Source organism: Burkholderia sp. Ac-20345, assembly GCF_017104825.1.
Taxonomy (GTDB): Bacteria; Pseudomonadota; Gammaproteobacteria; order Burkholderiales; family Burkholderiaceae; genus Burkholderia; species Burkholderia lata_B.
Genome location: NZ_JAAGPO010000196.1, coordinates 1 through 18734, shown reverse-complemented (window position 1 = coordinate 18734; position 18734 = coordinate 1). Strand labels below are relative to the sequence as shown.

The 18734-nt window shown below is 66.3% G+C and carries 17 protein-coding genes; 4 read left to right on the top strand and 13 right to left on the bottom strand.

Going from position 1 to position 18734, the window contains the following annotated elements:
• Positions 1 to 67: 67 nt before the first annotated feature.
• Both G3O06_RS39205 and G3O06_RS39200 read right to left on the bottom strand, forming a co-directional pair.
• Complete coding sequence (locus tag G3O06_RS39205) at positions 68 to 661, bottom strand: YbhB/YbcL family Raf kinase inhibitor-like protein (RefSeq protein WP_174918428.1); 594 nt, start codon at positions 659 to 661, stop codon at positions 68 to 70.
• Positions 662 to 902: 241 nt separating this feature from the next.
• Complete coding sequence (locus G3O06_RS39200) at positions 903 to 1589, bottom strand: orotate phosphoribosyltransferase (protein ID WP_011350651.1); 687 nt, start codon at positions 1587 to 1589, stop codon at positions 903 to 905.
• Between the two features lie 460 nt (positions 1590 to 2049).
• Here G3O06_RS39200 and G3O06_RS39195 point away from each other — a divergent pair, with 460 nt between their 5' ends.
• On the top strand, positions 2050 to 4320 hold the full coding sequence (locus G3O06_RS39195) for an NADP-dependent malic enzyme (RefSeq protein WP_174918429.1): 2271 nt from the start codon (positions 2050 to 2052) through the stop codon (positions 4318 to 4320).
• A gap of 143 nt (positions 4321 to 4463) precedes the next feature.
• On the opposite strand, the gene G3O06_RS39190 is transcribed toward G3O06_RS39195, so the two are convergent.
• Positions 4464 to 8054, bottom strand: a complete 3591-nt coding sequence (locus G3O06_RS39190) for an indolepyruvate ferredoxin oxidoreductase family protein (protein ID WP_205819308.1) — start codon at positions 8052 to 8054, stop codon at positions 4464 to 4466.
• A 329-nt stretch (positions 8055 to 8383) separates the two neighbouring features.
• Here G3O06_RS39190 and G3O06_RS39185 point away from each other — a divergent pair, with 329 nt between their 5' ends.
• A complete protein-coding gene (locus tag G3O06_RS39185; RefSeq protein WP_046547411.1) occupies positions 8384 to 8578 on the top strand; it encodes a hypothetical protein in 195 nt (64 codons plus the stop codon).
• A 132-nt stretch (positions 8579 to 8710) separates the two neighbouring features.
• Here the strand turns inward: G3O06_RS39185 and hppD are convergent, their stop codons facing one another.
• On the bottom strand, positions 8711 to 9808 hold the full coding sequence (hppD, locus tag G3O06_RS39180; RefSeq protein ID WP_085043426.1) for a 4-hydroxyphenylpyruvate dioxygenase: 1098 nt from the start codon (positions 9806 to 9808) through the stop codon (positions 8711 to 8713).
• Positions 9809 to 10020: 212 nt separating this feature from the next.
• Between hppD and G3O06_RS39175 the strand changes: the two genes are divergently transcribed.
• Positions 10021 to 10545, top strand: coding sequence for an Lrp/AsnC family transcriptional regulator (locus tag G3O06_RS39175; protein WP_011350656.1), 525 nt, complete (start codon positions 10021 to 10023; stop codon positions 10543 to 10545).
• Between the two features lie 68 nt (positions 10546 to 10613).
• Here G3O06_RS39175 and G3O06_RS39170 read toward each other — a convergent pair whose 3' ends face one another.
• The 8 genes from G3O06_RS39170 to paaA form a co-directional block, all read right to left on the bottom strand.
• Positions 10614 to 11261, bottom strand: a complete 648-nt coding sequence (locus G3O06_RS39170) for a GNAT family protein (RefSeq protein ID WP_174973703.1) — start codon at positions 11259 to 11261, stop codon at positions 10614 to 10616.
• 242 nt (positions 11262 to 11503) lie between these two features.
• Positions 11504 to 12109, bottom strand: a complete 606-nt coding sequence (locus G3O06_RS39165; protein ID WP_006482923.1) for a TetR/AcrR family transcriptional regulator — start codon at positions 12107 to 12109, stop codon at positions 11504 to 11506.
• A gap of 16 nt (positions 12110 to 12125) precedes the next feature.
• The gene (locus G3O06_RS39160) at positions 12126 to 12950 is read right to left on the bottom strand and encodes a DUF1835 domain-containing protein (protein WP_205819307.1); all 825 of its coding nucleotides are present in this window, start codon (positions 12948 to 12950) and stop codon (positions 12126 to 12128) included.
• Between the two features lie 128 nt (positions 12951 to 13078).
• On the bottom strand, positions 13079 to 14167 hold the full coding sequence (gene paaE / locus G3O06_RS39155; protein ID WP_205819306.1) for a 1,2-phenylacetyl-CoA epoxidase subunit PaaE: 1089 nt from the start codon (positions 14165 to 14167) through the stop codon (positions 13079 to 13081).
• Positions 14168 to 14172: 5 nt separating this feature from the next.
• Positions 14173 to 14733 (bottom strand): 1,2-phenylacetyl-CoA epoxidase subunit PaaD, encoded by a 561-nt coding sequence (gene paaD, locus G3O06_RS39150; protein ID WP_174918436.1) that lies wholly within the window; start codon positions 14731 to 14733, stop codon positions 14173 to 14175.
• A gap of 23 nt (positions 14734 to 14756) precedes the next feature.
• Positions 14757 to 15560 (bottom strand): 1,2-phenylacetyl-CoA epoxidase subunit PaaC, encoded by an 804-nt coding sequence (paaC, locus tag G3O06_RS39145; RefSeq protein ID WP_205819305.1) that lies wholly within the window; start codon positions 15558 to 15560, stop codon positions 14757 to 14759.
• 10 nt (positions 15561 to 15570) lie between these two features.
• On the bottom strand, positions 15571 to 15855 hold the full coding sequence (gene paaB / locus G3O06_RS39140) for a 1,2-phenylacetyl-CoA epoxidase subunit PaaB (protein ID WP_010092957.1): 285 nt from the start codon (positions 15853 to 15855) through the stop codon (positions 15571 to 15573).
• A gap of 40 nt (positions 15856 to 15895) precedes the next feature.
• On the bottom strand, positions 15896 to 16894 hold the full coding sequence (paaA, locus tag G3O06_RS39135; RefSeq protein ID WP_174918438.1) for a 1,2-phenylacetyl-CoA epoxidase subunit PaaA: 999 nt from the start codon (positions 16892 to 16894) through the stop codon (positions 15896 to 15898).
• A gap of 199 nt (positions 16895 to 17093) precedes the next feature.
• Here paaA and G3O06_RS39130 point away from each other — a divergent pair, with 199 nt between their 5' ends.
• Positions 17094 to 18362, top strand: a complete 1269-nt coding sequence (locus G3O06_RS39130) for an SGNH/GDSL hydrolase family protein (protein WP_205819304.1) — start codon at positions 17094 to 17096, stop codon at positions 18360 to 18362.
• A gap of 159 nt (positions 18363 to 18521) precedes the next feature.
• Here the strand turns inward: G3O06_RS39130 and G3O06_RS39125 are convergent.
• Positions 18522 to 18734, bottom strand: a 213-nt coding sequence (locus G3O06_RS39125) for a hypothetical protein (RefSeq protein WP_205819309.1), incomplete at its 5' end; no start/stop codon positions are given.

Here is an 18734-nt window from a genome sequence, read left to right as displayed (position 1 = left end):
CGTTGCCACTGACTGAACGACACCGGCCGGTGCGCGTCGGCGCGCGATGGCCGACGCCCGGCGCCCGTTATTGCCCGTAGTTGACCGTGAGTTGCGCGGTGCCGATCGCCAGCGTGCCGATCTCATGCTCGAACATCGGGGCGGGGCGGCCCTGCGCGACGCGCAGGTCGTCGCCCTTGAGCGCGTAGACGGTGATCACGTAGCGGTGCGGCTTGCCGGGCGGCGGGCACGGGCCGCCGTAGCCGTCGATCCCGAAGTCGTTGCGCGCCTCGCTCGCGCCGATGCGCCGCAGGAAGCCCGACGCGCTCGCGTCGGCGGGCAGGCTCATGACCGTCGCCGGAATGCCCGCCACGGCCCAGTGCCACCAGCCGTGCCCCGGCGCGTCGGGATCGAAGATCGTGACCGCATAGCCGTGCGTGCCGGGCGGCGGGTTGTGCCAGGTGAGTTGCGGCGAGTGGTTGCCGCCCTTGCAGTCGCCGCGGTCGAACACGTTCGCGGCGCGGACGCGCCCGCCCGGGCTCAGGTCGTCACTCGTCACGGTGAACGGGCCTTCCGCATGCGCGGGCAGGGCAGTGAGGAGGGCGGCGTAAAGGAGGGCGGCGAGGAACGGCGGCGGGCGACCCGATGGCGCAGGCGGAGTGATCCGGCGATCCACACGCATATGGCGCTTCTCCCGTCACGTGGGCCGGACCGATGCGCCCGGCGTTGTTGGCGTAGTGCGTTGCCTGCGCAGCTGATGGCAGCGATGGATCAAGTCTAGCATTAGGGTTCGATGAGCGATGCACGCCGCGACCCGTGGTCGCGATCGTTTCCTGCGCGAACCGATGGACGAAAAAAAAGCCGCCCGCGATGAAGCGGGCGGCTTTTTGAGCCAGGACGCCGGCCAGCGGGCCGGCGCGGCGTCAGTCCTTCGGGGACGTCGCGCCGCCGTGCGCAGCCGACCACTCGGCCGGTGCGTGCAGGAATTTCTCGACTTCGTCGAGCGTCTTCGTCTCGAAGTAGCCGGACGCCTTCGCGACGCGCAGCACGTCCCACCACGTGGCGAGCGCGTGCAAGTCGACATCGATGTCCTTCAGGACCGACACGCTTTCCTTGAAGATGTTGTAGTGGAACAGCACGAAGCAGTGGTTCACCGTCGCGCCTGCGGTGCGCAGCGCGTTGACGAAGTTGATCTTGCTGCGGCTGTCGGTCGTCAGGTCTTCCACGAGCAGCACGCGCGAGCCTTCTTCCAGGTGGCCTTCGATCTGCGCGTTGCGGCCGAAACCCTTCGGCTTTTTGCGCACGTACTGCATCGGCACCATCATCCGGTCCGCGATCCATGCCGCGAACGGGATGCCGGCCGTTTCGCCGCCTGCCACCGCGTCGATCTGCTCGAAACCGATGTCGCGCGTGATCGTCGTTTCAGCCATTTCCATCAGCGCGCGGCGCACGCGCGGATACGAAATCAGCTTGCGGCAGTCGATATAGACGGGGCTTGCCCAGCCGGACGTGAAGATGAACGGTTTTTCTGCGTTGAAGTGCACTGCCTGTACTTCGAGCAGGATTTTGGCGGTCGTATCCGAGATCGACTGACGATCGTAGCCTGTCATGGGCATTCCTTGGGTGATGAGCGAAGAGCGGGCGCGGGCCCGGTGGCGCAGCAAGGGGAACCTGCCCGGGGGGCCGGGGCGCGATCGGAGGGCCAATCGCATCGCTGCGCGCGTAGCCCGCTATTTTACCCGATTCAGGCCGGTTTTCGGCGGAATTCGCGCGGGTTCGCCGCGCGGCTCACCACCGGCGAAACAAGCGGGGCCGGACCGCTCGCGTGTTGATGCAGAGGATGCGGCGCTGCACCAACATGCGTCATGCGTGGGGTGTACACTAGGCGACCCTTAGAAATCGTTCAGTACTTTGTACTTTCCTCTTGCCACCCGCCAAGGTTCGATGGCGTGCCGATCCGGCGCGTCGCGTGCCGTCTCGCAGTCGATCACCCTCTCGATTCAAGCAGACGCGGCCGAAGGTGCTGTGTACTGAACCGTCAATATTTCGCATGTCTCTCGCAGGTCAATCATGGACGAACAACTGAAGCAGGCCGCACTCGCTTATCACCTGAACCCGAAACCCGGCAAGATTTCGGTCACCCCGACCAAGCCGCTGTCGAACCAGCTCGATCTGTCGCTCGCATACTCGCCGGGCGTCGCCGCCGCGTGCGAAGCGATCCACGCCGATCCGCTCGACGCGCAGAAGTACACGTCGCGCGGCAACCTCGTCGGCGTCATCACGAACGGCACGGCCGTGCTCGGCCTCGGCAACATCGGCCCGCTCGCCGCGAAGCCGGTGATGGAAGGCAAGGGCTGCCTCTTCAAGAAATTCGCGGGCATCGACGTGTTCGACATCGAACTGTCGGAGTCGGACCCCGACAAGCTCGTCGAGGCGATCGCGATGCTCGAGCCGACGCTCGGCGGCATCAACCTCGAGGACATCAAGGCGCCGGAATGCTTCTACATCGAGCAGAAGCTGCGCGAGCGCATGAAGATCCCGGTCTTCCACGATGACCAGCACGGCACCGCGATCATCGCGTCGGCCGCGATCCTGAACGGCCTGAAGGTCGTCGGCAAGAAGCTGTCCGAAGTGAAGCTCGTGTGCTCGGGCGCGGGCGCAGCTGCGATCGCGTGTCTGGACCTGCTGGTGAACCTCGGCCTGACGAAGTCGAACATCCTCGTCGCCGATTCGAAGGGCGTGATCTACGAAGGGCGCGGCAACCTCGATCCGTCGAAGCAGCGCTATGCGGCGACCACCGACGCACGCACGCTCGCCGACGCGATCGTCGGCGCGGACGTGTTCCTCGGCTGCTCGAGCGCGGGCGTGCTGAAGCAGGACATGGTCAAGACGATGGGCGACCGCCCGCTGATCCTGGCGCTCGCGAACCCGGAACCGGAAATCCGCCCGGAAGACGCGAAGGCCGTGCGCCCGGACGCGATCGTCGCAACCGGCCGTTCGGACTACCCGAACCAGGTCAACAACGTCCTGTGCTTCCCGTTCATCTTCCGCGGCGCGCTCGACGTCGGCGCGACGACGATCACGGAAGAAATGAAGCTCGCGTGCGTGCGCGCGATCGCCGAGCTGGCGCAGGAAACCGACCAGAGCGAAGAAGTCGCGAAGGCGTATGAAGGCCACTCGCTCGAATTCGGGCCGGACTACCTGATTCCGAAGCCGTTCGATCCGCGCCTGATCATCAAGATCGCGCCGGCCGTCGCGCAAGCCGCGATGGATTCGGGCGTCGCCACCCGTCCGATCCAGGACATGGACGCTTACCGCGAGCAGCTCGGCGCGACCGTCTACCGCACCGGCATGGTGATGCGCCCGGTGTTCGCGACCGCGAAGCAGAAGCAGGCCCGCATCGTGTTCGCCGAGGGCGAGGACGAGCGCGTGCTGCGCGCCGCGCAGTTCGTGCTGCAGGAAAAGATCGCGAAGCCGATCATCGTCGGCCGTCCGTCGGTCGTCGACATGCGCTTGCAGAAGATCGGCTCGAAGCTGAAGGCCGGCATCGATTTCGAAATCGTCGATCCGGAAGACGATGCGCGCTACCACCGCTACTGGCAGGCGTATCAGGAGATCGGCGCGCGTGACGGCGTGACGCCGGAAGTCGCGAAGGCCGCGATGCGCAAGTTCAACACGCTGATCGGCGCGATGCTCGTGCACCTGGGCGATGCCGACGGCATGATCTGCGGGATGATCGACACGTTCCACAGCCACCTGAAGTTCATCGAGCAGGTGCTGGGCCGTGCGAAGGGCGCCGAGCACTTCGCGGCGATGAACCTGCTGATGCTGCCGGGCCGTAACCTGTTCGTGTGCGACACGTACGTGAACGAGCTGCCGAGCGCCGAACAGCTCGCCGACATGACGATCCAGGCCGCGGCCGAGATCGAGCGCTTCGGCATTGCGCCGAAGGCTGCGCTGCTGTCGAACTCGAACTTCGGAAGCGCGCCGTCGGCGTCGTCGCGCCGGATGGGCGAGGCTCGCAAGCTGATCGTCGAACGCGCACCGAACCTGGAAGTCGACGGCGAAATGCACGGCGACGCGGCGCTGTCGGAAATGATCCGCAAGCAGGCATTCCCCGGCACGACGCTGTCGGGTGAAGCGAACCTGCTGATCATGCCGAACGTCGAAGCGGCGAACATCGCGTACAACCTGCTGAAGATGGTCGGCGGCGAAGGCGTGACGGTCGGCCCGTTCCTGCTCGGCGCGGCGAAGCCGGTCCACATCCTGACGCCGGCTGCGACCGTGCGCCGGATCATCAACATGACGGCCGTTGCCGCCGCGAACGTGAACACGAAGTAAGTCCACGCCCGCGTGTGCCGCGCTTCGGGCGCGGCGCAATGAAAAACGCCACGGAACCTGCGTTCCGTGGCGTTTTTTTATCGTGAAGCGCTGGCGGCACCGGGCGGGCGTCCGAACCGCGAACGCCGGCCGTGTGCCGTGACTTACGCGACCTGCTGGTGCGACTGGCCGCCGGCCGGCGCCCGCCACTTCGCGAGCAGCGTGTTCCACTTCTGGCGTACCGCGCGCAGGTTGTTCTCCTTCACGTGGCCGTAGCCGCGAATGCCGTCCGGCAGCGCCGCGAGCTCGAGGGCGAGCGGGCGGTTGGACGCGTTCAGCCTGGCGAGCACCTCGCCGATCAGCGCTTCGTACTCGCCGATCAGCGCGCGCTCGGTGCGACGCTCCTCGGTACGGCCGAACGGGTCGAGCCCCGTGCCGCGCAGGAACTTCGCCTTCGCGAGCAGCCGGAACGCCGACATCATCCACGGGCCGTACGCCTTCTTCACGAGATGGCCGTGTGCATCCGTCTTTGCGAACAGCGGCGGCGCGAGGTGGAATTTCAGCTTCCAGTCGCCTTCGAACTGCGCGGTCAGACGGGCGAGGAACGCCGGATCGGACTGCAGCCGCGCGACCTCGTATTCGTCCTTGTACGCCATCAGCTTGAACAGGTTGCGCGCGACCGCTTCGGTCAGCTGCTCCTGCACCGTGTCGCCGTCTGCCAGCGTACGCTCGGCCGCCCGCACCGTGTCGACGAACGCTGCATAGCGCGACGCGTACGCGGCGTTCTGGTACGCGGTGAGGAATTCCACGCGCTTCGCGATCAGCGCGTCGACCGCCTTCTTCGTGTGCAGCGCGATCACCGTGGCGCCTTGCGCGGCGCGCGTGTCGCCGGCCGCGGCCTGCTTCACGCTCGCCAGGTCGTGCGCGGCACGGCGGCCCCAGTCGAATGCCGCACGGTTCTTCTCGACCGATACCGCATTCAGCTCGATCGCACGGACGAGCGACGCGAGCGTGAGCGGCAGCCAGCCTTTCTGCCACGCGTAGCCGAGCACGAACGGGTTCGTGTAGATCGCGTCGCCGAGCAGCGCGACCGCGAAGCGGTTCGCGTCGATGAAGTCGACGTCAACGCCTGCCGCCGCACGGATGTCGTTTTCGGCGGACAGGCCGGGGAACGCCCAGTTCGGGTTCTTGATGAACTCGGCGGTCGGCGTCTGCGCACTGTTGACGACCACGCGCGTCGTGTCGTGCCGCATCCGCGACGTGCACTCGTCGCCGGCCGTGACGATCGCGTCGCAGCCGATCACGAGGTCGGCTTCGCCCATCGCGATCCGCGTTGCGTGGATGTCGGTCGGCGCGTGCGAGATCTGCACGTGGCTCATCACGGCGCCGCCTTTCTGCGCGAGGCCGGTGACGTCGAGCACGGTCACGCCCTTGTTTTCCAGGTGCGCGGCCATCCCGAGCAGCGCGCCGATCGTGACGACGCCCGTGCCGCCGACGCCCGTGACGAGCACGCCGTATGCGCGGTCGATGTCCGGCAGCGTCGGCTCAGGGATCGGCGGCAGTGCGTTGCCGTCGACCGACACGGCCTTCGGCTTCTTCAGCTGGCCGCCCTCGACCGTGACGAAGCTCGGGCAGAAGCCCTTCACGCACGAGAAGTCCTTGTTGCAGCTCGACTGGTTGATCTGGCGCTTCGTGCCGAATTCGGTTTCCAGCGGCTCGACCGACAGGCAGTTCGACTGCACCGAGCAGTCGCCGCAGCCTTCGCACACCGCGTCGTTGATCACGACGCGCTTCGCCGGGTCCGGATACGTGCCGCGTTTGCGGCGGCGGCGTTTCTCGGTCGCGCAGGTCTGGTCGTAGATCAGGATCGTCGTGCCTTCGATCTCGCGCAGCTCGCGCTGCACGTCGTCGAGCTGGTCGCGGTGATGGATCGGCACGCCCGGCGCGAGCAGCGCCTTCTGGCTGTCGTACTTCTCCGGCTCGTCGGTGACGATCACGATCTTCTTCGCGCCTTCGGACGCGAGCTGGTGCGTGATCTGCGGCACCGTCAGCACGCCGTCCACCGGCTGGCCGCCCGTCATCGCGACCGCGTCGTTGTACAGGATCTTGTAGGTGATGTTCGCCTTCGACGAGATCGCCGCGCGCACGGCCAGCAGGCCCGAGTGGAAATAGGTGCCGTCGCCGAGGTTCGCGAACACGTGCTTCTCGTCCGTGAACGGCGCCTGGCCGATCCACGGCACGCCTTCGCCGCCCATCTGGCTGAAGGTGCTCGTGCTGCGGTCCATCCACACGGTCATGTAGTGGCAGCCGATGCCGGCGATCGCGCGCGAGCCTTCCGGCACGTTGGTCGACGTGTTGTGCGGGCAGCCCGAGCAGAACCACGGCTTGCGCTCGGTCTGCACGTGCGGCTTCGCGAGCGCCATTTCCTTCGCGTTGATCACGGCGAGCCGTGCGGCGATGCGCGCACGCACGTCGGACGGCAGCTCGAACTTCTCGAGGCGCGTCGCGATCGCCTTCGCGATGATCGCCGGCGACAGCTCGTAGTGCGCGGGCAGCAGCCAGTTGCCCATCGGCACCGACCATTCGCCGCCGGCGCCGTCCTTCTCGTCGAACTTGCCGAACACGCGCGGCCGCTGGCCGTCGGGCCAGTTGTACAGCTCTTCCTTGATCGCGTATTCGAGGATCTGGCGCTTTTCCTCGACGACGAGGATTTCGTCGAGCCCGCGCGCGAACGCCTGTGCGCCCTGCGCTTCGAGCGGCCACACGCAGCCGACCTTGTAGAGCCGGATGCCGATCCGCGCGCAGGTTTCGTCGTCGAGGCCGAGGTCGGTCAGCGCCTGGCGCACGTCGAGGTAAGCCTTGCCGCCCGTCATGATCCCGAAGCGCGCGCTCGGCGAATCGATCTCGATGCGGTCGAGCTTGTTCGCGCGCACGTAGGCGAGCGCCGCGTACCACTTGTAGTCGAGCAGCCGTGCTTCCTGCACGAGCGGCGGGTCGGGCCAGCGGATGTTCAGCCCGCCTTCCGGCACGATGAAGTCGGTCGGCAGCACGATCTCGGTGCGATGCGGGTCGATGTCGACCGACGCCGACGATTCGACCACGTCCGTCACGCACTTGAGCGCGACCCACAGGCCCGAGTAGCGGCTCATGGCCCAGCCGTGCAGGCCGAAATCGAGATATTCCTGCACGTTGGACGGGAACAGCACGGGCAGCCCGCAGGCCTTGAAGATGTGTTCGGACTGGTGTGCTAGCGTCGACGATTTCGCCGCGTGGTCGTCACCGGCGAGCACCAGCACGCCGCCGTGCTGCGACGAGCCGGCCGAGTTCGCGTGCTTGAATACGTCACCCGTGCGGTCGACGCCCGGGCCCTTGCCGTACCACATGCCGAACACGCCGTCGTGCTTCGCGCCGGGGTACAGGTTCACTTGCTGCGAGCCCCACACGGCGGTGGCGGCGAGATCTTCGTTGAGGCCGGGCTGGAAGACGATCTGGTGGGCTGCCAGGTGCTGCTTGGCTTTCCAGAGCGACAGATCGAGGCCGCCGAGCGGCGAACCGCGATAGCCGGAGATGAATCCGGCCGTATTGAGACCGGCGGCGCGATCGCGTTCCTGCTGGAGCATCGGCAGGCGCACGAGGGCCTGGATGCCGCTCATGTACGCGCGACCGCGTTCCAGTGTGTATTTGTCATCAAGCGTGACGGACTTCAGCGCGGCTTCTAGCGACGCGCGTTGGCCTGCGTCTAGCGGGGCATTCATTAACTGTCTCCTCCACCCAGTTTGGGATCACCAAAACTCGACTGCTTCGGGCATCTTGTGGACGCGTCGGCAGTGGCCGGCATATTGGCCGGTTTTAAGCGATGGTAGCACTGGGGCAAACCCGCCGCCCATCGGTTGGAACGCGGGGGGAATGCGGCGGCGCATCAAGAAAAGGGGCTGAATCATGAGTTACATCATGTAAAAGCATGTAAAGCTGGCCCCATCTGCATGCAAACGCCGTTAATCTTGTCGGCCTGCTGGTGGTGCCCGGCCGCGTTGGTTCGTTTCGACGCAATCGGAGAGGCGCCGGCAGTTTTACAGGAGGTGCAATGAACACACGTCATATCCAGAGTTTCCTGATCGTGTCCGCCGCGTTTTTCTCGATGACGGGCCCGGTGCACGCGCGAGGCGCGAGCGCACTGGCGGCAGCCGGCGCGCAGATGCAGCAGATCGTGCCGGCCCAGGACGCCGTCGCGCAGCCGTCGGCCGAACGCGCCGTCGAGTCGAAGGCGAACGCGCGTTGATCCGGTCGCGCGGCCCGCGGGCCGCGCCGGAATGCAAAAAGGGCGGGAATCCCGGGATTCCCGCCCTTTTTCTTTGTGCCGCCGGATCGTGCGGGCTGCCGGGTTGCCCCGGGCAGCCGCCCGCCGGTTGCGTCAGGCCTTGTCCTGCACGACGCCGCGGCGGATCTGGTCGAGCTCGATCGATTCGAACAGCGCCTTGAAGTTGCCTTCGCCGAAGCCCTGGTTGCCCTTGCGCTGGATGATCTCGAAGAAGATCGGCCCGATCTGGTTCTCGGTGAAGATCTGCAGCAGCAGGTCGTCGCGTGCGCCGTCGATCAGGATCTTGCGCTTCTTCAGTTCTTCCAGCGATTCGCCGTGGTTCGGCACGCGGCGGTCGACCAGTTCGTAATACGTGTCGATCGTGTCGAGCAGCTTCACTTCCTTGCTGCGCAGGCCGTCGACCGCCTGGTAGATGTCGGTGGCGCCGAGCGCGATGTGCTGGATGCCTTCGCCGTGGTACGCGTCGAGGTATTCCTGGATCTGGCCGGCCGTATCCGAGCCTTCCTCGTTGATCGGGATGCGGATCTTGCCGCACGGCGACGTCATCGCCTTCGACTTCACGCCCGTCACCTTGCCTTCGATGTCGAAGTAGCGCACTTCGCGGAAGTTGAACAGGCGCTCGTAGAACTCGGCCCATTCCTGCATGCGGCCGCGATGCACGTTGTGCGTCAGGTGGTCGATGTAGGTGAGGCCGTGGCCGACCGGGTTCGGGTTCGCGCCGGCGATCGGCTCGAAGTCGACGTCATAGATGCTGATGTCGCCGATTGCGCCCGGTTGCGCGCCGTTCTTGCCGCGCCAGCGGTCGACGAAGTAGATCAGCGAATCGCCGATGCCCTTGATCGCCGGGATGTTCAGCTCCATCGGGCCCGTCTTGTTGTCGAAGCCCCATGCGCCGAGGTCGAGCGCGCGCTTGTACGCCTTCGCGGCGTCCTGCACGCGGAACGCGATCGCGCAGATCGACGGGCCGTGCAGGCGCGCGAAGCGTTGTGCGAACGAATCCGGTTCGGCGTTGATGATGAAGTTGATGTCGCCCTGGCGGTACACCGTCACGTCCTTGTGGCGGTGGCGCGCGATCGCGGTGAAACCCATCCGTTCGAACAGTTGTCCGAGCGCTTTCGGGTCCGGTGCCGTGTATTCGATGAATTCGAAGCCGTCGGTGCCGACGGGGTTGTCCCAGTTCGGGATCTGCATGGCGTGTCTCCTGTGGGGGCGATCGACCGGGGCGACGTGCGCATGCCCGGCTTGGTTCGATGTCGAACGTGGCACACGAGGCGGCGTGTGCGACGAATCGGTACGTGCGACAGAGTGTAGCGGGCAGCCGCGAGCGTAAACTTGCGAACTTAATTGCCTGAACCTACGATGGCGCAATTTCCAGTCTCTAACTATTCATTGGAGGGCAGAAGATGGCGCAAGCCGAATTGGATGCCATCGACCGGCGAATTCTCGCGATTCTTCAGGAGAACGGGCGCCTGTCGAACCAGGAGATCGCCGAGCGCGTGAACCTGTCGCCGAGCCCGTGCCTGCGGCGGATCCGGCGGCTCGAGGAGATCGGCGTGATCACCGGCTATGTCGCGCTGCTGAATCCGCAGAAGCTCGGGCTCGACCTGCTCGCGTACGTGAGCGTACGGCTCGAGAAGCGCGGCGGCCTGGCGCCGGTGCGGGCCGACGAAACGTCGGCGCGTGCGGGCGCGACCCATGCGGAGCTGTTTCGCGCGGCCGTGCAGACCTGGCCGGAAGTGGTCGCGTGCCACGCGATGACGGGGGATATGGATTACCTGCTGCGCGTGCAGGTCGAGGACATGGCGCATTTCTCCCGCTTCGTGCAGGAGCATCTGCTGCATCACCCGTCGGTGATCGACGTGAAGACGAGCTTTTCGCTCGAATGCTTCAAGGAGACGACGGCGTTGCCGATTCGTTCGGTGCGCTAGCGCGCGGCGGGGAAGGGAGGAGGCCGGGCGCGCCGCAGGCGCGGCCCGGCTGGCCGACAGGGTCGACGTTACGCCGTCAGCGCGGCGGGCATCAGCGATTCGATGAACTTCGTCGTGCGGCGCGCCTGACGCTTCATCGCGTAGTCGAACACCGCGGCCTGTTCCTGCAGCATCTCGGCGATGATCGTCGAGTGGTCGGCCGGCGGCAGCGACAGGTACGCATCGGCTTCGCCGTACGCGTACTCGATCCGCATCCCGGATTTCTTCGCGATGTGCATCATCGTCGCGTTACGCGACAGGCAGTGCATGTACAGCATCGTCACGTGCGTGTTGCGGCTGCGGATCGCCGCGCGCTCGAACAGCTTCGAGCCGACGCCGCGGCCGCGTGCGCTTTCGAGCACCGACACGCCGAATTCGGCCGTGCGCTTGTCGCCCTCGGCCGGCAGGTAGGCCAGGTGGCCGACGCCGATCAGTTCGAGGTCGTGGTCGAACACGCCGAACACGGTGTCGCGGCCGAAGTCGATCGTGCGGACATAGTTCTCGATCACGTGGTCGGGCACCATCTGGCCGAAGCGCAGCAGGCGGTCCTCTTCGTCGAGCGAGAGAAAGTGGGTGAGCATTTGCTCACGGTCCTTGGAAGCCAGTTCCCTGACGAGAACCGGCGCAGTACCGGCGTTGCCGACGACATCGGCAGTGCCGTTGAATTGCGTGTTCATCGTGGGTTCCTCAGTGTGACCGTACAGCGGGTTGTGCAATGCAACAGCATTTTACCCGACCGTCGGCCCTCGGATTGGGGAAAACCCGTATTTGGCGATGTTTAAGCTGGAGGATGAATTCTAAATCTGCTTAGTTAAATCCGTATCTATTTGATTTTTAACGGATTTAAAATTCATCATATGAAACGTGCGACGGACGGGCGCAGTGTGCCCGTCGCGCAACGCTTGCTGCTGCGCGTCAATCAGGCCGCAGTCGACAGCCCGCGCTCGATCAGGTCGATCACCTGCTCGGCGAAGTCGCGGTAGCCGAGGCGGCCGCCCGGCTTCAACCACGTGAAGGTCCAGTTGATCATCCCGAACACCATCATCGTTACGGATGTCTGGTTTTCCTTCGAGATGCGGTCGGGGTACGCGCGTGCGAGCTGCCGCGTGAACGCCGCGACGATGTCGCGCTGGCGGTCGAGCACGATTTCGCGCTGCGCGTCTTCGAGATACTTCACGTCGTTGAGCAGCGCGACGTGACGGCTGTGCGACGTCTCGTACTCGGCGAGGAATGCGCGCACGAGCTCCGCGAACGCGTCGCGCTCGCTGAGGCCGCGCCGCTGGCTCGCCCCTTCGACCTCGGCGATGATCAGCATCAGCCGTTTCGTGTAGCGGTCGAGCAGGTCGAACAGGATCGCTTCCTTGCTCTCGTAATAGTGATAGAGGCGTGCCTTCGACGTACCGCTCGCGGTCGCGAGATCGGACATCGACGTGCTCGGGTAGCTCGTCTGCGCGAATTTCTCGGCGGCCAGATCGAGGATCTGCTCGCGCTGGGATTCGTGGTCGGGCGCTCGGGTACGGGCCATGGTCGAATGCGGAAGATTAGCTGTGCGTGGTGGCCGCGCGGGCCGCGCGCACCTGCGTGGAAGAGAGGGCGTCGGGCGCGTCGTCCTGCAGCTCGAGCCGGCCGGTTGCCGCGAGCTCGCGGCAGCGCCACCAGGCGATCGAGTCGCTGACGAACAGCCCGCCGCGGTCGGCGTCGGCCATGATGCTGCCGACGAGGCGTCTCGCGGGCAGCCAGTCGGTTGCCGCGCGCGCGACGATCAGCGCGTCGAGATCCTCATAGTGGCCGCTCTTGATCGTGTTGCTGACCCAGTAGCGAAGCTCGGCGTTCAGGTGCTTCGCCTCCTGCCATTCGAGCGCGAGGCGGCCGATGCGCAGCACCGAGATCGGCGCGGCCACCGGGCGCTTGCGCGCCAGTTCGGCGGGCGAGAACATGCCGGTCGCGCACGCCTGGTCGGTGCGCGACAGCGCCGCGCGCTGCGCCGAGTCGAGATCGGCGGCCGACAGCCGCACTTCGTTCAGGCGTTGCGGGACGTTGCGCAGGTGATAGGCGACGCGGCGCAGCAGCAGCTTGTCGCCGACGCTCGGCGCATGCCACACCACCACCTGGCCGGTATCGGTCGCGAGCTGGTCGAGGCGCGCGAACTCGCCTTCGATCTCTGCGTTCCAGTCGGGAATCTGGTCGCCGAGCACGCGCTGCCAGAAGGCGGCGCGCGTGTCGGGCGTCTCGTCGGCGCCCTTGAGCGGCCCGACGCCGAGATCGTCGAGCAATCCGACGACGAGCTCGTCGCGTCCGGCTTGCGCGAGTGCCTCGCGCAGCGACGCGGCGGCGGTGCCGCCCTGAATCACATGAATGGTACTCATCGGCCTGTCGTCAACAAAAGAAAGCCGCCGGCCGGGCGGACGTTGCGATGTCCAGCCGGCCGGCGGCCCCTAGTGTAAGCGAGATGTGTGACGGCGAGAAACCGTCCGGCGCTGCGACGCGACGTCGCTCAACGCTCGTCGTAGCTCACGACGACCTTGTCGCTGATCGGGTGGCACTGGCAAGTGAGCACGAAGCCGTCCTTCACTTCATGCTCTTCGAGCGTGTAGTTCTTCTCCATCCGCACTTCGCCCTCGAGCACCTTCGCGCGGCACGTGCAGCACACGCCGCCCTTGCACGCGTACGGCAGCGCGAGGCCCGCGCGCAGGCCGACATCGAGCAGGCTCACGCCCTCGTACGGCAGGCGCAGCTTGCGTTTCTTGCCGTCGAGCACGATTTCCAGGTCGGCGGCCGGCGTCTGATCGGTGATTTCGACGACCGGCGTACCGGCCTGCGGCAGCGGCGTGCCGAAGCGCTCGACGTGCACCTTCGCCTGCGGCACGCCGGCCGCCTTCAGCGCGGCTTCGGCCGCATCCATCATCGGCGCGGGGCCGCAGATGAATGCCTCGTCGATCGAGTCAGCCGGGGTCAGCGTGGCGAGGAATTCCGCGCACTTCGCCTGGTCGAGCACGCCATTGAACAGCTCGACGTCCTGTTGGTCGTCCGACAGCACGTGATAGAGGACGAAGCGGTTCATGTAGCGGTTCTTCAGGTCCTCGAGCTCCTCCGCGAACATGATCGCGTCGACGCTGCGGTTGCCGTAGATCAGCGTGAACGTGCTGCGCGGCTCGAGTTCGAGCGTCGTCTTCACGATCGCGAGCACCGGCGTGATCCCGGAACCGCCGGAAAACGCGACGTACTGCTTGCCGTGGTCGGCGTTCAGGTGCGTGAAGAAACGGCCGTCCGGCGTCATCACGTCGATCGTGTGGCCCGGCTTGAGCGAGTCGAACGCGAAGTTCGAGAAGCGGCCGCCGCGCACGCGCTTGATGCCGATGCGCAGTTCGCCGTCACGGTCGTAGTCCGTCGTGCCGACGCAGATCGAATACGAGCGGCGCGTTTCCTCGCCGTCGATGTGGGTCTTCAGCGTGACGAACTGGCCCTGCGTGAAGCGGTAAGCGTCGCGCAGCTCGGGCGGTACGTCGAAGGAGACGGTTACGGCGTCGGCGGTCTCGGGCCGCACGTCGCGGATACGCAGCGGATGAAATTGCGGGGTCGCCATATCGATTAATAAGGTTTGAAGTAGTCGAAGGGTTCGCGGCAGTCGACGCAGCGATACAGCGCCTTGCAGGCCGTGGACGCGAATTGCGCGAGACGCTCGGTGCGGGCGGAGCCGCAGCGCGGGCACGCGGGCGCCGCGACGGGCCGCGGCACGAAACGCACGACGTTTTCCCGCGGCGCGGCGGTGCCGCACTGGCCGACCGGCGGCGCGATGCCGTACGCGCGCAGCTTGTCGCGCGCTTCCTGCGTGATCCAGTCGGTCGTCCACGCGGGTGCGAGCACCGTCTCGATCCGGTGCGGCGGGAGGTCGGCGGCCTGCAGCGCGGCGGCGATGTCCTCCGCGATCTGCGACATCGCCGGGCAGCCCGAGTAGGTCGGCGTGATCACGACTTCGAGCTGGCCGTCGTCCGCGCGGCGGACGTCGCGCAGGATGCCGAGCTCGCGGATCGACACGACCGGGATCTCGGGGTCGGGCACGGCTTCGAGCACGTCCCATGCACGGGCGAGCAGCGGATCGTCGCCGTGCGCGGCAGGCACGGTGATGGCGGGGGCAGTCTGGACGGACATCGTCGGGCTCCGTGGCGTCGGGGTTACCAGGTCGCGCCGGGGTGCTGGCGTGCGAGGCTTTGCATTTCGGCGAGCAGGTAGCCCATGTGTTCAGAGTGCTCGCCCTGCTTGCCGGTCGTCACATGCTGTACGGGGGCCGGTAGCGTGAGCGTTGCTTCCGCGAGCGCGTCGTCCACGTCCGCGCGCCATGCCGCTTCGAGCGCGGCCGGTGCGGGGGCGATGCCCGCGGCGGCGACCGCGTCGTCGATCGCATCGGCGGCGAAGAATTCGCGCGTGTACGGCGCAAGGTAGTCGAGCGCGTCCTGCGCACGACGGTGCGATGCGTCGGTGCCGTCACCGAGGCGCACGAGCCACTCGCGTGCGTGCTGCACGTGATAGCGGGTTTCCTTCACCGATTTCGCGGCGATCGCGGCGAGCTGCGTGTCGGTCGACGTTTCGAGCGCGGTCCATACGTGCAGCATCAGCACCGAGTACAGGAAGTTGCGCACGATCGTCACCGCGTAGTCGTTGTCGGCGTGCGCGGTGCCGGCGACCGGGCCGTAGTGCGGCAACTCGGCGAGCGTGAAATTCGCGAACTCGCGTTCGGTGCGGAAGTACGCGTAATCGTCCTCGGTCTTCGTTGCGCCGGTGAGCTGGCGCTCGAGTTCGGCCGCGTGCGTATACAGCATGCGCGATTGGCCGATGAGGTCGAGGCTCATGTTGGTGAGCGCGATGTCTTCCTCGAGGATCGGGCCGTGGCCGCACCATTCGGCGTTTCGCTGACCGAGGATCAGCGTGTTGTCCGCGAGGCGCAGCACGTAGGAGAGGTGTTCGGGCGTGATCGTCATGGCGCGGGCGTTACATGTGGTTGACTTCGTCGGGCAGCGTGTAGAACGTCGGGTGACGGTAGATCTTGTCGCCCGCCGGCTCGAACAGCTCGGCCTTCTCGTTCGGATCCGACGCGGTGATCGCCGACGACGGCACCACCCAGATGCTCACGCCTTCCTGGCGGCGCGTGTAGACGTCGCGCGCCATGCGCAGCGCCATCGACGCGTCGGCGGCGTGCAGGCTGCCGCAATGCTTGTGATCGAGCCCCTGCTTGCTGCGCACGAACACTTCCCAGATCGGCCATTCCTTGTTCATCACTTTCTCCTGAATCCTGAATTCGATGGTGTGCCGCCGCTCAGGCGGCGTGCTGTTCGGCGCGCGCGCGGCGCTTTGCTTCGTGGGCGAGTGCGGCTTCGCGCACCCATGCGCCGTCCTCGTGCGCTTTCACGCGGGTCGCGAGGCGTTCCTTGTTGCACGGGCCGTCGCCGTTGACCACGCGCCAGAATTCGTCCCAGTCGATCGTGCCGTAGTCGTGATGGCCGCGCGCCTCGTTCCACTTCAGGTCGGGGTCGGGCAGCGTCACGCCGAGCACCTTCGCCTGGTCGACCGTCGCGTCGACGAACTTTTGCCGCAGGTCGTCGTTCGTGATCCGCTTGATGCCCCATTTCGCGGACTGGTTGCTGTGAACCGAATCGGCGTCACTCGGGCCGAACATCATCAGCACCGGCCACCACCAGCGGTTCACGGCCTGCTGGACCATCGCGCGTTGCGCGTCGGTGCCCTTCATCATCGACAGCAGTGCGTCGAAGCCCTGGCGCTGGTGGAACGATTCTTCCTTGCACACGCGGATCATGGCGCGCGCGTACGGGCCGTACGTGCAGCGGCACAGCGGGATCTGGTTCATGATCGCGGCGCCGTCGACGAGCCAGCCGATCACGCCGACGTCGGCCCAGGTCGGCGTCGGGTAGTTGAAGATGCTCGAGTATTTCGCCTTGCCGGCGTGCAGCGCGTCGACCAGCGAATCGCGCGATACGCCGAGCGTTTCGGCCGCGCTATAAAGATAGAGGCCGTGGCCGGCTTCGTCCTGGACCTTCGCGAGCAGGATCGCCTTGCGCTTCAGGCTCGGCGCGCGCGAGATCCAGTTGCCTTCGGGCAGCATGCCGACGACTTCCGAGTGCGCGTGCTGCGAGATCTGGCGAACCAGCGTCTTGCGATAGGCATCGGGCATCCAGTCCTGCGGCTCGATCTTGCCGTCGGCGGCCATGACCGCATCGAACCGCGCCTGCTCGGGCGACTCGGCTGCGGCGTCGAGCGGCGCGACGTTGCCGGGGATGTCGAGGGATTGCGTGTACATGGCGAGGCTCTCGTCCGGTTGAATGTGTGCGAAGTATAAACCAACCGACCGGCCGGTTAATAAATTTCTTGCGGATTTGCGGGGAGACTCGGGTAAACGAGGGACGTCGGGGCGCGATCGGGTGGCGTGATGGTGGTCCGGCGCGTGGGGTTCGCGTCTTCTGCGGCACAATGCCCGCTTTCCGACGAGGATTTTGCCGATGTCATTCCGAAGCAGTATCGCCGCGGCCGTGCTGGGTGCGGCTGTCTTTGTCTCGCCGCTCGTGGCGTCGGCCTCGGCCGCGCCGGCCGGGTGGGTGGCCGCGTGGGCGACCGCGCTGCAGCCGATCCCTGACCTTGCCGCACCGCCGCCGCTCTATCGTGCGCCCGACGTGGCCGGACGGGCCGTGCGCCAGATCGTCTATCCGACGGTGTCGGGGCGCGCCGCGCGGATTCGCGTCAGCAATGCATACGGTCGTGCGCCGCTGGTCGTCGAGGCGGCAAGCCTCGCGCGCGCCGGCGAAGGGGCGGCGCTTGCCGGCGCAGCAGTGCCGGTCCGGTTCGGCGGCAAGGTGTCGGTGACGCTTGCGCCGGGCCAGGAGCTCGAAAGCGATCCGGTGGTGATCGACGTGGCGGCCGGGCGGCCGTATGCGATCAGCCTCCAGGTGGGGGCGAGCCAGCGGATGACGGTCTGGCACCGCGTGTCGAACCAGTTCAATTACGTGTCTGTGCCGGGCGATCACGTGAGTGATCCGGGCGCTGCCGCGTTCCGCACCCGCTTTACCCAATATGCGTGGGTGACCGAACTCGCGGTCGAGACCGGTTCCGCGCGCGCCAGCGTAGCCGCGATCGGCGATTCGATCACCGACGGGCTGCGTTCGAGCGTGAACCGGAACCGCCGCTGGCCGGACGCACTGGCGCGCAGGCTGACCGCCTCCGGTGCGGAGTCGATCGGCGTCGCGAATCTTGGCATCAGCGGGAACCGGCTGCTCAGCGATTCGGCGTGCTACGGCACGTCGCTGGCGTCGCGGTTCGAACGCGATGCGCTGTCGCGCGCGGGGGTGAAGGCGGCGATCGTGCTGATCGGGATCAACGACATCAACTTTGCGGCGATGCCGCCGCGCGCGGGGCTCGATTGCGACCACCCGCATACGCAGGTCACGGCTGCATCTTTGATCGACGGCTACCGCCGGCTGATCGAAGCGGCACACCGTCAGGGCGTGAAGGTCTTCGGCGCGACGTTGACGCCGGCCGGGCTGCCGGCGGGGCGCGAGGCGATCCGCCTTGAGGTGAACCGATGGATCCGGAGCGGTAGCGGGTTCGACGGCGTGGTTGACTTCGATGCCGTGCTGCGCGATCCGGCACGCCCGAGCGTGCTGCAGCGTCGCTACGATAGCGGCGACGGCATTCATCCGAGCGACGCCGGCTACACGGCGATGGCCGACGCGGTGCCTGTCGAGCAACTGCAGGCTGCAGCGGGCGGGAAGTGACGCGCCTCTATATATAGAGGGAAGTGTTGCCGGCGACCTCCCGGTTGCCGGCGTCACTCGGCCCGTCGAGCCCGAAGCCCCCGTGCGCGATAGCGCACGGGGGCTTTTTCAAAATATTTTCACAAAGGGGCTTGCGTAGTTGGAGGTGGGTGCTTAGAATCACGCCTCTTTCGCGCTAACGGAAACGCAGCGCGGAAGGGGAAGCAGGGCTGGTGGTGTGCTGAAGTCTTGGAGCGCGCAGCTGACCTGGAAGTTGAGCCCCGCGGTCGCAACGATGTAGTGAAAAAAGTTGTTGACGATCTGCGAAACACGGTTCATAATCTCGCTTCTCTGCTGCTGAAAACGCAGCGCTGCTGAGAAACACGAAGTTCC

Coding starts and splice junctions, on each gene's coding strand:
- G3O06_RS39205 (WP_174918428.1), bottom strand. CDS start 661: ATGCGTGTGGATCGCCGGATCACTCCGCCTGCGCCATCGGGTCGCCCG.
- G3O06_RS39200 (WP_011350651.1), bottom strand. CDS start 1,589: ATGACAGGCTACGATCGTCAGTCGATCTCGGATACGACCGCCAAAATC.
- G3O06_RS39195 (WP_174918429.1), top strand. CDS start 2,050: ATGGACGAACAACTGAAGCAGGCCGCACTCGCTTATCACCTGAACCCG.
- G3O06_RS39190 (WP_205819308.1), bottom strand. CDS start 8,054: ATGAATGCCCCGCTAGACGCAGGCCAACGCGCGTCGCTAGAAGCCGCG.
- G3O06_RS39185 (WP_046547411.1), top strand. CDS start 8,384: ATGAACACACGTCATATCCAGAGTTTCCTGATCGTGTCCGCCGCGTTT.
- hppD (WP_085043426.1), bottom strand. CDS start 9,808: ATGCAGATCCCGAACTGGGACAACCCCGTCGGCACCGACGGCTTCGAA.
- G3O06_RS39175 (WP_011350656.1), top strand. CDS start 10,021: ATGGCGCAAGCCGAATTGGATGCCATCGACCGGCGAATTCTCGCGATT.
- G3O06_RS39170 (WP_174973703.1), bottom strand. CDS start 11,261: ATGAACACGCAATTCAACGGCACTGCCGATGTCGTCGGCAACGCCGGT.
- G3O06_RS39165 (WP_006482923.1), bottom strand. CDS start 12,109: ATGGCCCGTACCCGAGCGCCCGACCACGAATCCCAGCGCGAGCAGATC.
- G3O06_RS39160 (WP_205819307.1), bottom strand. CDS start 12,950: ATGAGTACCATTCATGTGATTCAGGGCGGCACCGCCGCCGCGTCGCTG.
- paaE (WP_205819306.1), bottom strand. CDS start 14,167: ATGGCGACCCCGCAATTTCATCCGCTGCGTATCCGCGACGTGCGGCCC.
- paaD (WP_174918436.1), bottom strand. CDS start 14,733: ATGTCCGTCCAGACTGCCCCCGCCATCACCGTGCCTGCCGCGCACGGC.
- paaC (WP_205819305.1), bottom strand. CDS start 15,560: ATGACGATCACGCCCGAACACCTCTCCTACGTGCTGCGCCTCGCGGAC.
- paaB (WP_010092957.1), bottom strand. CDS start 15,855: ATGAACAAGGAATGGCCGATCTGGGAAGTGTTCGTGCGCAGCAAGCAG.
- paaA (WP_174918438.1), bottom strand. CDS start 16,894: ATGTACACGCAATCCCTCGACATCCCCGGCAACGTCGCGCCGCTCGAC.
- G3O06_RS39130 (WP_205819304.1), top strand. CDS start 17,094: ATGTCATTCCGAAGCAGTATCGCCGCGGCCGTGCTGGGTGCGGCTGTC.